Source organism: Synechococcus sp. CCY9202, from assembly GCF_034931685.1.
Classification (GTDB): domain Bacteria; phylum Cyanobacteriota; class Cyanobacteriia; order PCC-6307; family Cyanobiaceae; genus CBW1002.
Window position 1 is genome coordinate 1 of sequence record NZ_JAYGID010000041.1, and the last position, 11,952, is coordinate 11,952.

Annotated in this window: 8 protein-coding genes; 6 read left to right on the forward strand and 2 right to left on the reverse strand. The window is 61.1% G+C overall.

Going from position 1 to position 11,952, the window contains the following annotated elements; translation table 11 throughout:
• The first annotated feature begins 294 nt into the window (after positions 1-294).
• The 3 genes from VB777_RS06400 (at position 295) to VB777_RS06410 (ending at position 6,326) form a co-directional block, all read left to right on the forward strand.
• Complete coding sequence (locus VB777_RS06400) at positions 295-1,497, forward strand: two-component system response regulator (protein ID WP_323247801.1); 1,203 nt, start codon at positions 295-297, stop codon at positions 1,495-1,497.
• Positions 1,498-1,665: 168 nt separating this feature from the next.
• Positions 1,666-2,625: an ABC transporter substrate-binding protein gene (locus tag VB777_RS06405; protein WP_323247802.1), complete on the forward strand. Its 960-nt coding sequence runs from the start codon at positions 1,666-1,668 to the stop codon at positions 2,623-2,625.
• Positions 2,626-2,717: 92 nt separating this feature from the next.
• Positions 2,718-6,326: a response regulator gene (locus tag VB777_RS06410; RefSeq protein ID WP_323247804.1), complete on the forward strand. Its 3,609-nt coding sequence runs from the start codon at positions 2,718-2,720 to the stop codon at positions 6,324-6,326.
• A 49-nt stretch (positions 6,327-6,375) separates the two neighbouring features.
• Here VB777_RS06410 and VB777_RS06415 read toward each other — a convergent pair whose 3' ends face one another.
• Complete coding sequence (locus tag VB777_RS06415) at positions 6,376-6,567, reverse strand: hypothetical protein (protein WP_323247806.1); 192 nt, start codon at positions 6,565-6,567, stop codon at positions 6,376-6,378.
• A gap of 254 nt (positions 6,568-6,821) precedes the next feature.
• On the reverse strand, positions 6,822-7,982 hold the full coding sequence (locus VB777_RS06420) for a DUF819 family protein (RefSeq protein WP_323247808.1): 1,161 nt from the start codon (positions 7,980-7,982) through the stop codon (positions 6,822-6,824).
• A gap of 101 nt (positions 7,983-8,083) precedes the next feature.
• Here VB777_RS06420 and cax point away from each other — a divergent pair, with 101 nt between their 5' ends.
• From cax to VB777_RS06435, 3 genes are read left to right on the forward strand one after another with little or no spacing between them, the layout of a single operon-like run.
• The gene (gene cax / locus VB777_RS06425; RefSeq protein ID WP_323247810.1) at positions 8,084-9,193 is read left to right on the forward strand and encodes a calcium/proton exchanger; all 1,110 of its coding nucleotides are present in this window, start codon (positions 8,084-8,086) and stop codon (positions 9,191-9,193) included.
• Entirely contained in the window at positions 9,190-10,380 is a 1,191-nt protein-coding gene (locus tag VB777_RS06430; RefSeq protein ID WP_197158323.1) for a pentapeptide repeat-containing protein, read from the forward strand. The genes cax and VB777_RS06430 overlap by 4 nt, the downstream gene beginning before the upstream one ends.
• Positions 10,377-11,162 (forward strand): GIDE domain-containing protein, encoded by a 786-nt coding sequence (locus VB777_RS06435; RefSeq protein WP_323247812.1) that lies wholly within the window; start codon positions 10,377-10,379, stop codon positions 11,160-11,162. Before VB777_RS06430 ends, VB777_RS06435 begins: the two co-directional genes overlap by 4 nt.
• The last annotated feature ends 790 nt before the right edge of the window (positions 11,163-11,952 follow it).

Consider the following 11,952-nt stretch of genomic DNA (forward strand, 5'->3'; position numbering starts at 1 on the left):
TGGCCGGGATCCGCTCCTCGATCGAGACGTAGGAGAACAAGGAGCCGCTGCGCTCCTGCTGACCTCGCATCAAACCTGGGGCAGTTGGCCCATTCTCGCAGAGGTGGCGGGGTTTTTCAGCAAACTCGTAAACCCTTGGTCGCTATGCAAAGCTTCGGCCCAAAGCCAGCTCGATGTGCTCATCTCTGAACGGCCAGCCATGTCGCCACATCGGGTGGGCGCGATTGACTAAAGTAAATCGACTTTTGATTTTAATGGTAAAATCGAATGATTAAGAGCCAGGTTAATTCTTCCATGGACTTTTCTTTGGTACAGACTGTCCACGCATTCGATGCTGCTTCTAAATTAAAAAAACCTACGATTCTGGTCGTTGACGACAGCGTCAGCAGCCTGGATCAGATCTCGGCCGTTCTGCAGGTTTTCTACCAGGTGAAGGTGGCTACGGGTGGAGCCAAGGCCCTGGAGATTGCGGGCGCCAATACGCCGCCCGATCTAATCCTGCTCGACGTCATGATGCCGGGCTTATCCGGTTATCAAGTCTGTAAAAAGCTGAAGGATGAGGCTTTTACGCGGGATATTCCGGTGATCTTTCTCACGGCGAACTCGTCTGTCGACGATGAGGCAAGTGGCTTGCTGCTCGGAGCGGCTGATTTCATCGCCAAGCCTGTGAATCCGCCGATTCTGCTGGCTCGTGTGGCCACCCAGATGCAACTCAAGGCCGCTGCAGATCGTCTGCGCGATCAGAATGATCATCTGGAGCGAGAGGTGCAGAAGCGCAGCCATGAACTGGCCGCGATTCAGGATGTCACCATCCACGCTATGGCTTCCTTGGCTGAAACGCGCGACAACGAAACCGGCAACCACATCCGCCGCACGCAAAACTATATCCGCGCCCTAGCTCTCAGGCTGCGCCACCATGAGCGCTTCCGTGCCGTGCTTGACAACGACCTAACGATTGATCTGCTCTACCGCAGCGCACCGCTACATGACATCGGCAAAGTGGGAATTCCGGATCGCATCCTGCTCAAGCCGGGTCGCCTGACGCAGGAGGAGTTTGAGGTGATGAAATCCCATACTACCCTTGGATTGGCTGCGATTGAATCGGCAGAAAATCAACTCGACCTCAAAGTAGATTTCCTGCTTTATGCCAAGGAGATCGCCTACAGCCACCACGAGAAGTGGGATGGCACGGGCTATCCCCTCGGATTGGCGGGGGATGCGATTCCAGTCTCCGCTCGTTTGATGGCTGTGGCCGATTTCTACGACGCCCTGATCAGTCGACGTGTCTACAAACAGGCCATGTCGCATGCGCAAGCCATGCAGGCCCTGCATGAAGGCCGCGGTAGCCATTTCGATCCCGATGTGGTTGACGCCTGTGATGCGATTCAAGAGGATCTCCAGGAGATCGCGCGGCGCTACAGCGATACCGACCAAGACCTTCTCGAGAAGGAGCGTGTGATCCGAATGATGCAGGGGGAGCCGCCCATGCTGGGCTGAGCACTATGCGGATTCAGATGCTCTCGTTTGCTCGAACTGCTTCGAAGGCACCGCGGCAAAGCTTCATCGTCTTTTCTTTGTTTTGCATGGAGGGGGTCGCTTTTGTTTAAGTTTATTTTCCGCGAGTGTCGCGCCGCGCTCTTGGCAAAACGGTCGAACGGATGTTTCTTGAAAGTTTTTCTTCTAGGCCTGCCGGTTTTTCTGGTTAGTTGCGGTGTGGTGCCTCAGCATACCCTTCGCATTGGCGCCAACCTCTGGCCAGGCTATGAGACTCTCTACCTTGCTAGGGAGCTTGGCTATTACAAAGATAAGCCGATTCGACTTTTTGACTATCCATCAGGAACCGAACAAGTCAAGGCTTATCGAAACAGGGAGATCGATGGCGCAGGGCTCTCTATTGATCAGGTTCTCGACCTTGCCGCTACCCAAGCAAACATCAAAATCATTGCTGTGATGGACTTCTCCAGCGGTGGTGACGTTATTCTCGGGCAGCCTGAGATTAAAAATGTTAAAGCACTTATGGGTCGTCGCATCGGAGTGGAATCAACAGCTCTTGGAGCCTTTTTACTTGCCAGAGCACTGGAGAAGAATGGTCTGCATCCTCAGGATGTTCAGATCGTGTCCCTTGAACTGGCTGATCACGAGCAAGCGTTTAGAAATCGAGAAATAGATGCAGTTGTCACATTCGGGCCAGCGCGCTCAAGACTCCTGGAAGAGGGAGCCACACAGATATTTGATAGTAGCATGATTCCAGGAGAGATTATTGACGTACTTGTGGTTAGTGACGACGCAATTGCGCGCAATCCCAAAGCTGTGCAGGCTCTTGTTGACGGCCGATTCAAAGCACTTGGCTACTTCGAGAGAAACCCTCTGCTGGCTGCCAAGCTTATGGCTAAGCGTGCCCAGGTGAGGCCTGCACAGCTGCTTGACTCATTCCAAAAACTGAAGCAGCCATCCCTTCAGGAAAATCAAGCTCTTCTCAGTCAAAAGAATGCTAATCTGGCGCTATCCATCAATAAACTTGTGGATCTAATGATCAAGAACAGGTTGATTGATAAGAGGGTTGATCCTTCCGCCTTGCTTGATGATCAATTTGTTAGGGCATCGTCATCCCAGGCAAGTCAATGAAAAGAATTCTGAGAAAATACCCCCCCCCACTTCGTTATGCGATTCCTGCGGCACTTGTGCTGTTTGGCAGTCTAGCTGGGTTAGGATTATTCTTGTTTGAGGTTAATGCGTCTTATCGCTTGGCCGAGAATTCTGCCAAGGCAAATCTCAGGACGGTCACAGCTCAAGTATCCCAAGTCATCGAATATCTGTATCGATCAAGTGATAGTGAAAGTCAGATTAAGGCACTTGTAAGCCGACTGGGCTCGTACCAGGGCTACTTAAGTACGATCATTTTCAGCGAGAATAATACTGTTATTCAGTCTAATGACTACCGGCAAATAGGCAATGCAATTAGAGATACACAGGCTTTTAAGTATCAATCTGAAATCCTTAAGATTAGAGAGGCGCGGGCTGGCGTAATATTGAAAGTAGATAATAGTGACCGGCTAATTGCGCTGCATCCTGTATTGCTAAAGTCGGGTAAATATGAAATTAAGCCTTCCAGGGTAGCAATTCTGTTCATTGAGTATGATCTTAGCCATCAGAACCAGAAGGCTTTTGCTAGTGCTTTCAAGCGGGCTATTGGTTCTAGCATAGTTTTGGTCATATTCTGTCTATTATTGTGGCTGTATTTCGAGTCTACTCTCAGCAAGCGAATCCAGAAGCTAGTTGCTGCAAGTAATGATTTTGGAGAAGGTAGGCTCAATTCCCGCAGCTTTCTGACAGGGTCTGATGAGCTCGCTTCTGTCTCTGCTGCTTTCAACAGCATGGCAGACAAGATGCAAGCCAATTCGGTCAGGTTGGAGAAACTGGCAAGCAAGGAACAGCTTCTCCGCGAGATTAATCATCGAATTCACCTGTCCCTTGAGCTTGATCAGATTTTCGAGACTGTCACATGCGATATTCTTCATTTTCTCAAAACAGATAGAGTTGCAATTTATCAGTTTCTTCCTGGATCTGCCCACAAGCGGGGCCGATTTATTGCCGCATCGGCAGCTCCTGGTGTGACTTCAATCCTTCATTTAGAAGCCGAAGACAAGTGCTTTTCTCCCCAGCTTGTTGAGCTTTACCTGTCGGGTAGATTCCATGTTGTTGATGATGTTCGGACAGCAAATGTATCTACTTGTTATCGCGAGCTTCTTGGGAAGTATGGTATTCTTTCCAGCGCTGTTTTTCCCCTTGTTTATTCAGATCAGTTGTGGGGACTTCTTTGCGTACAGCAGTGCAAGGTAGCGAGGGTGTGGAGCGAAGAGGATATCGAATTTGTCGATTCCGTCTCCCGTCAAATTAGTATCGCTCTGCAGCAGTCTAATCTGTTTAATCGAATTCAGCAAGAGTTGTCTCGCACCAAGCGCGCCCAATCAAGCCTTGTGCGGACAAACAAAAAAATGGTACAGGCAAACACTGAATTGGCTCGTGCGACACGCTTAAAGAATGAATTCCTGGCCAACATGAGCCATGAGATCCGCACGCCGATGAATGTGATTATCGGGATGACGCGGCTGCTGCAGCAGACTGATCTCGATCGCAGGCAGGGCAATTACGCTGCAAAGGTGCGCACATCTGCGGAAAACTTGCTTGGTATTATCAACGACATCCTTGACTTTTCCAAGATCGAATCCGGCCGTTTGATCATTGAAGCGACTGACTTCTCCCTCGACAATGTGCTTTGTTATGTAGGGGATTTGATCGGGATGAGGGCTGCAGGAAAGGGCCTGGAACTGCTCTTCGATCATTCGATTGATTCCCCTGACTCCCTGTTGGGTGATCCGCTGCGTCTTTCACAGGTGTTGATTAATCTCTGTGACAACGCAGTGAAGTTTTCTGATCAGGGCGAGGTTGTTGTGAAGGTGGAGATACTGGACGTTGGCGTTGATTCCGTGATGCTGCACTTCTTGGTGCGGGATACGGGCATCGGCCTGTCAGAAGAACAGATTGGCCTTTTGTTCCAGCCGTTCAGCCAGGCCGACAGCTCGGTGACGCGCAAGTATGGCGGCACGGGATTGGGGCTGGCGATTTCCGGGAATATTGCGGAAATGATGGGCGGCTCGATCTGGGTTGACAGTGTCCCCAATGTGGGCTCCACGTTCCATTTCAGTGCTCGTTTCGGCCTGCCCTATGGGGCTGCCAATCCGATGTTGTGTTTGGAGGAGTTGCGCGGTGTGCGTGTGCTGGTGGTGGACGACAACTCCACTGCCCGCGAGATCACCGTTGCCATGACCCGCAGCTTCGGCATGGAGGTCGACAAAGCCAGCGATGGTGAGCAGGCGGTGCGGGCCGTGCGGCAGGCCGATGCTGCAGGCCATCCCTATGCCCTCGTGCTGATGGATTGGAGAATGCCGCTGATGAACGGGGTGGAGGCGGGTCTGGAGATCAGGGCGCTGCCTTTGCAGGCGCAGCCGCGCCTGTTGATGCTGACGGCTTTCGGGGCCGATGATATCTGGCTGGACGCCGAGCGTGATGGGCTCGTGTTCCACGGGGCGATCGCCAAGCCCACCACGCCCTACTCCCTGCTGAAGGCCATCGCCGCAGCCCTGGATCATCTCCAGATCCAGTCGCAGGCGTCCCGTTCTGAGGCGGAACGGCAATCGGCGGAACCGATCACGGCGCTGACCGGCGCCCGGGTGTTGCTGGTGGAAGACAACGCCATGAACCAGGAACTGGCCTGCGAGCTGCTGAGCCAGGCCGGCCTGGTGGTGGAGACGGCCTGCAACGGCCAGGAGGCTCTCGAGCTGCTGGCGCACGATCGCCTCTTCGACGGCGTGTTGATGGATTGCCAGATGCCGGTGATGGATGGCTACACAGCCACCCGCGCGATCAAGGCTGATCCGGCCCTGGCATCGATGCCTGTGATCGCGATGACGGCCAATGCCATGGAGGGGGATCTCGAGAAGGTGCTGGCGGTGGGCATGGTGGATCACATCCCCAAGCCTCTGGATGTGGAGGCGATGTTCCGCACCCTGGAGCGCTGGATTCACCCCTCTGCAGCCTCGTCCTCTGCGTCGTCTCCCCCGGCTGCTTTGCCGTGTGCCGCATTACCGCCCGATGCCGCCCGGGTGCCGGAGTTTCCCCTTCTGCCGGGTATCGATCTCGGTGCCGGCATGACCAGCACCATGGGCAATGCCCAGCTCTACCGGCGCTTGCTGCGGCGTTTTTCAGAGGAGCAGCAGGCCTTCGAGGCCCAGTTCCAGGCGGCGTGGCAGGCGGCTGATGTCAGCACGGCCACCCGTCTGGCCCACACGCTCAAGGGCACGGCCGGCACCATCGGAGCCCGCGGCGTGCAGCAGGCGGCCGCGGCCCTGGAAGCGGCCTGTTCGGAGCATTCCGAGCAATCCGAGCAAGCAGACGCTGCAAACGCCCAGGTTGAGGACGTTCTCCAGGCGTTGCTTGTCCAGCTGCGCCCTGTGCTGGCGGGTCTGGAGGCCCTGAACGCTGGCGAGGGGACCGGCGCAGGCCACCCCGGCTCCGTTGATCGCTCAGGTGCCCGGGTGGAGCACGACCCCGCTGCTCTCGCTCTCCAGCAGGAACGGCTGGAGCGTTGCCGCAGCTTGCTGGCCGCCAGCGATGCGCAGGCGCGGGAGGCATTGGAGGACCTGGCGGAGCAGATCGGCCCCTCCGCCGTGGCCGATCAGGTGCGGCGGGCGCTGCACTGCGCCCGCCGCTTTGACTTCGATGCGGCTCTGGCCGCCCTGAATGCCGTTCCGGCTGGTTCGGCCTGAGTCTTCAGTGGCGGCTTGTTCAGCTGCGCCTTGATCTGCGCTGCCGTGATCAGCGGCGCCCCAGCAGCTCCTCCCAGGAGGGTGTTTCCTGCGGGGTGCTGCTGGTTCCGCGCCGCTCGCTGCCGCACGCAGCGCTGCGGGATGGGGCGCTGCGGGATGGGGCGCTGCGCGACGGGGCGGTGTTGCGCTTGGCGCCAGCTTGGGTGGTTCTGGTGATGGGTCGGTTGCGGGTGATGGACATGACGTTTCGACTGGATATGGATCACGCACCGGCCAGCTGCCACGGTCCCCGATGGGACTCGCTCACGAGCAGCACAGACGCGGCGGTGGATCACCGCCATGGCTTTGGTCCTGAAGGGCCGTCCCCAGGAAGCGCAGGGGCGGCTCGGTGCTGGTTCCGGCATGCGCGAGCACGCGGCTCGCCGGCTTCTGCCAGATGACATCACCGTAACCCACAAAACGGCAGACCGCAGGAACCCTCACAGTTGGCCAGGTTCAGGTCGGCATCGGCATCGCCACCAGACCCGCCACCAGCCCAGCCATCAGCAGCCCGAGGTAGGTGCCGAGCATGTAGCCGATCAGCCCCACGGCCACCCCCGGCACGGCCAGGTCCTGGCGGCCGCAGGAGGTGGCCAGGGCCAGAGCTGTGGAGGGCCCACCAACGGCGGCCTGGCTGGAGACGAGCGTGTCCACCAGGCCCCAGCGGCGCCAGCGGGCCAGGGCCAGCACCCCCACCGCCTGCACCGCCACCACCAGGGCGGCATAGATCAGCACGGTCAACCCTTCCCCCAGCAGCGCCAACACGGCCGCGCTCAGGCCGATCACCGCAAAGAAGGGATGGATCGCCAGCAGGCCCAGGGGGTAAGCCAGCGCCTTGCAGCGCAGGCCGGGAATCTGGGCCACCACCAGCGACAGGCTGGTGATCACCACGATGCCGAGGCCCGGCACCTGGGGCAGCAGGGGCTCCAGCCAGGCGGTGAGCGCCGTGGCGGCCAGCATGGTGAGCACGGCCAGCGCCAGGCAGGCCAGGGCCTGGCCGCCCCACTGGCGCCAGTGCCGCCATACCAGCGGAATGAAGCGCGCGCCGGGATCGAGCGCTCCGGCCTCCGTCTCCAGGTGGAGGCTGTTCTGGCGTCGATGCCCCAGCAGCAGGCTGAGCAGAAACCACACTGTGAAGACCAGCTGATCGGCGGCGGTGGCCAGGGTCACCAGGTCGGGCCGCACCGCCAGGGCCCGCGCCACCGACACGAAATTGAGGCTGCCGCCCGTGTAGGTGGCCGTGAACAGACCGGCCAGGGGCGGGGTGTCTGCCCCGAGCGCGGGGCCCAGCAGCAGGGCGCCGAGCAGGGCTGCCAGACAGGTCACCACCACGGCGGCGGCGAAGGGGGCGATCAGGCTGCGGCCCTCCTCCCACACCCGCCGGCCATCCACCGCCAGCAGCAGCAGCACGATCGCCACCGAGGTGAGCGGCCCATTCACGCCCTCCGCCACCGCTTCCGGCAGGCGCAGCCCCAGACCATTGGAGGCGAGCAGGCCGAGGCTCAGCACCCAGAGCGTGGGGCCGAGCCGCCCGAACCAGCCGGGGCGCTCACCCAGCCAGAAGCCCATCGCCGTCAGGCCCAGCACCAGCGCCCAGCCCGCCAGGGTGTCGTTCATCTGTGTCGCCGTGTCGGCACCCGGAACCTGACGCCCATGCTGCAGCCGATCCAGCCGAGCCGGGCCGGTGCCGTCAGAATGCGCCGATCCGATCCCGGCCCATGACCCCCCGGAACGCCATCGCGTTCGGCCTGCTGGTGATGGTGCCCCTGTCGGCCCTGGCCGAGACCCTGCACTGGGGCGATGGGGCGGTGTTCGCCACCTCGGCGCTGGCGATCATTCCCCTGGCGATCTGGCTGAGCACGGCCACCGAGGAGCTGGCCATCAGCTTTGGCCCCTCGATCGGGGCTTTGCTCAATGCCGTGTTCGGCAATGCCACCGAGCTGATCATTGCCCTCACCGCCCTGAAGGCGGGCCTGGTGGAGATCGTCAAGGCCAGCATCACCGGCACGGTGATGGCCAACCTGCTGCTGGCCCTGGGGCTCTCGATGCTGGTCGGTGGCATCGGGCGCAGTGAGCAGCGCTTTCAGCCGGTGGTGGCCCGCGTGAATGGATCGGCCATGACCCTGGCGGTGCTGGCGATCCTGCTGCCCAGTGTCGGCAGCCTCGCCAGCGGCAACCTGGCCGGTGGCGGCGATGGTGGCGTGGCAGCGGCCGGCCGCGAATCCTTCTCCCTGTTCGTGGCCTGGGTGCTGCTGGCGGTCTACGGCCTCACCCTGTTGTTTTCGCTGCGCACCCACCGCACCCTCTATGCCGTGGCCGAAGTCGACAGCGAGGAGCTCGCCCATGGCGGGGAGCGCCCCAAGGTGCTGCCCTGGGTGATGGTGCTGCTGCTGGCCACCCTGGCGCTCACCTATGAATCCGAGCTGTTCGTGGGCGTGGTGGAGAGCGTCACCGAGGGCTTCGGGCTCACGGCCCTGTTCACCGGCGTGGTGTTGCTGCCGCTGCTGGGCGGCGCCGCCGAATACCTCACGGCGGTGAGCATGGCCCGCAAGGACAAGATGGATCTGTCGGTGTCGGTGGCCCTGGGCTCGACCCTGCTGGTGGCCCTGCTGGTGGTGCCCCTGCTGGTGCTGCTGGGGCCCTCCCTGGGCCACCCCCTCGATCTGAGTTTCAACCTCTATGAACTGGTCGCCGTGATCGCCGCCGTTGTGGTGAGCAACCTCGTCAGCCTCGATGGGCGTTCCGACTGGCTGGAGGGGGTGCTGCTGCTGGCGACCTACCTGATTCTGGCCGCAGGTTTCTACTTCCAGGGCGGTTCCCTGCCATGAGTCAGTTGTCCGACGAGCGCCGCACGGCTCCGGCCCCCTTCCGCCCGATCACCCTCTGGGCTCTGCTGCGCCAGTCGCCCCTGCTGCGGTTGCTGCTGGCGGTGGCGCTCACCCTGGCGGCCTCCCTGGCTGGCCTGGTCTGGGTGGCGGCGGCGGCGGCCCTGCTCACCGTGGGGCTATCGCTGCATCAGTTGCTGCCGCCGCTCTGGCAATTGCTGCGCCAGCGGATCGACGATCCCCCCACCGCCCGCATCGCGGCCGTGCTGGCGCTGGTGCTGGCCCTGGTGGTGATCACCCTGCAGCTGGGCTGGTGGGATCCCCTGCTGGGGATCTACCGCCGCGCCGACTGGGAGGCGATCGGCGCCATCGGCGAAGGGGTGATCGGCGCCTTCGGGCAGATCCTGGTGGCTTCGGTGGCGCTGATGATCGCCTGGCGGCAGGTGATGGTCGACCAGCGGCTCACCACCCAGCAGAACCGCATCACCCAGGCCCAGACGATCGACAGCTTCATCCACGGCGTCTCCGAGCTGATCAGCGACGACGAAGGCCTGCTGGAAGACTGGCCGCTCGAGCGGATGCTGGCCGAGGGGCGGCTGGCGGCCGTGCTCAGCAGCATCGATGCCGACGGCAAGGCCCGCATCCTGCGCTTTCTCTCCCATGCGCGCCTGCTCACTCCGCTGCGGCGCGACCATCGGCTTGGCCGCGCCATCCTCGATGGCCAGGGAAGCTATGAAGAAGACCGGGTGGCCGGCGTGCCCGTGATCCAGCTGTATCAGAGCCTGCGGGGTCAGGACCTGGCCGGCACCGATCTGCGCGGCATTGATTTCAATGGCGCCGACCTGCGCGGCACCAATCTCGAAGCCACCGACCTCAGCGACGCCAACCTGGCCGGTGCCGATCTGGGCGGGGCCTGTCTGGAGGGGGCACGGCTGGAGCGCACCCGCTTCTTCTATGGCCCGCTGGAGAGCGCCACGCCGCGCCAGATCGGTCTCAGCCCTGATTTTCTGAGTGGACGGGGCACCGGCGCCCTGGTGGAGAACATCAATCTCACGGGGGTGCGGCTGCTGGATCCGGAAGCCCGCCACTACCTGGCGGCCTGGAGCGGCAAGCGCTCCCGCCAGACCCTGCCGGGCGGCTGCAAGGGGCTGCCGGATCGGCTGGCGCTCCGCGCAGAGGAGGGGGCGTGATCGGATGGATCGCCCTGGTCGCGGCCCTGGCCGCCGGGTTCTGCGGCTGGAGCTCCCTGCATCAGGGGCGCCGCCTGCGCCTGCTGCGGGCGGCGCGCAGCAGCAGCGTGGCCGAATTGCTGGATCTGCACGCCACTGTGGTGGATGGCATCGGCGGGGGCTCCTTCCGGGAACTTGTCAAGCTCGAGGGGGAGCTGGTCTGCGAGGAGCCGCTGCAGGCCCCCTGGAGCGGCGAGGCCTGCGTCGCCTTCGTCGATACGGTTACGCACCTGTATCAGGAGCGGGTAGAGGAGCAGACCACCGATTCCGAAGGGCGCACCACCACCAAAAGCCGCTGGGAGCAGCGCTCCCAGGAGGTGAGTCGGCTGGAGCGGCGCTGCTCTTTTCGCCTGGCGCAGGCTGGGCAGGAGCTGCCGGTGGAACCGGAGCAGGCCGAGCTGGAGTGGGAATCGGTGCTCTCCATCCTCGAACCCGACGACGAGGCGGCGCCTTCCGGCAAGGGTCAGGCTTTGGCGCCTCAGCAGATCCGCAGCCTCGGGATGCGACGCGATGAAGAGGTGTTCCGCTCAGGTGGGCGGATCTTCGTGGTGGCCGAGGTCAGCGATGCCAGCGGCAGCCTGGCCCTGCGCAAGCCGGAGCAGGAGGGCCTGTTCCTGATCCGGCGGGAAGGCGAGCAGGTGCTGCTGTCACGAACGTCGCGTCAGCGTCGGATGTGGGCCGTGGGCAGCGCCGTGCTTGTCGTCACGGCCCTGGTGCTGGTGGTGCTGAGCCTGGCGGGCTGAAGCTGCCCGCGGCTCCATCAGTGGGCAGCTTGCGCGATCGGAGCGAGATGGGGTATGGTTTTGGACTGCGCAGCACACCGGGAGCGAAAGCACCGGTGGAAACGCAGAGTCTTCGGTGCCGCGAGGCACTGAGGGCGAGTGCCGTTGGCCTGGAAGGGTGAAGGGTGCGTGCTTACGACGAAGGAGGCGCGAGCCACCGGTGTTGTAGGTTTCCTGAGTCGCTGAGAGGCGACGCGCCGAGACGACCCCAAGCCGAGAGGCCAAGGGCGTGGAGGCAGCACCTGGACAATTGAAAAGTTTAGGAACTGACGCTTCTACCGCGTCATTCTGATCGGATCGAACGGTTCTGAGTTTGCAGTGGACCAGCCTTGTGCTGGCGTCAGTGTGGAGTCAAAGCCAGTTGGATGCGGTGTCGAGGATGACGAAACGAGCGGTAGAGGTGTGAGGTCCCGTCAAACATTTTAAGCGACGGGACCCTGCAGTGATGTGGTGCTGTCCTGAGGTCTCACGCCTTGGGGCAGAACTGGGTGAAAAGCCAGCTGTGGGGAACTGAAGCGAACCGGATCTGAGATCTGGGAAAGTCACAGGATTGTGAAGCGAACCGAAAGGAAAGAGCCGTGAGGAGAAATCCAAACGAAGAAATCTGGAAGGGACGTTAAGCAGTTGTGTGCACTCTCGAACCCTTTCGGTCAGTCGAAAGGTGGTCCCAACTGAAGACTGTGCGCCAGTGCAGGATTTGGGTGAGCGACAAACTTCTCTGCGATGAAAGCTCAAGCGAAAGTTTAGAGCT

Bases quoted from the DNA above. Each gene is read 5' to 3' on its own strand.
- cax (WP_323247810.1), top strand. From the start codon at position 8,084: ATGACCCCCCGGAACGCCATCGCGTTCGGCCTGCTGGTGATGGTGCCC.
- VB777_RS06415 (WP_323247806.1), bottom strand. From the start codon at position 6,567: ATGTCCATCACCCGCAACCGACCCATCACCAGAACCACCCAAGCTGGC.
- VB777_RS06430 (WP_197158323.1), top strand. From the start codon at position 9,190: ATGAGTCAGTTGTCCGACGAGCGCCGCACGGCTCCGGCCCCCTTCCGC.
- VB777_RS06420 (WP_323247808.1), bottom strand. From the start codon at position 7,982: ATGAACGACACCCTGGCGGGCTGGGCGCTGGTGCTGGGCCTGACGGCG.
- VB777_RS06400 (WP_323247801.1), top strand. From the start codon at position 295: ATGGACTTTTCTTTGGTACAGACTGTCCACGCATTCGATGCTGCTTCT.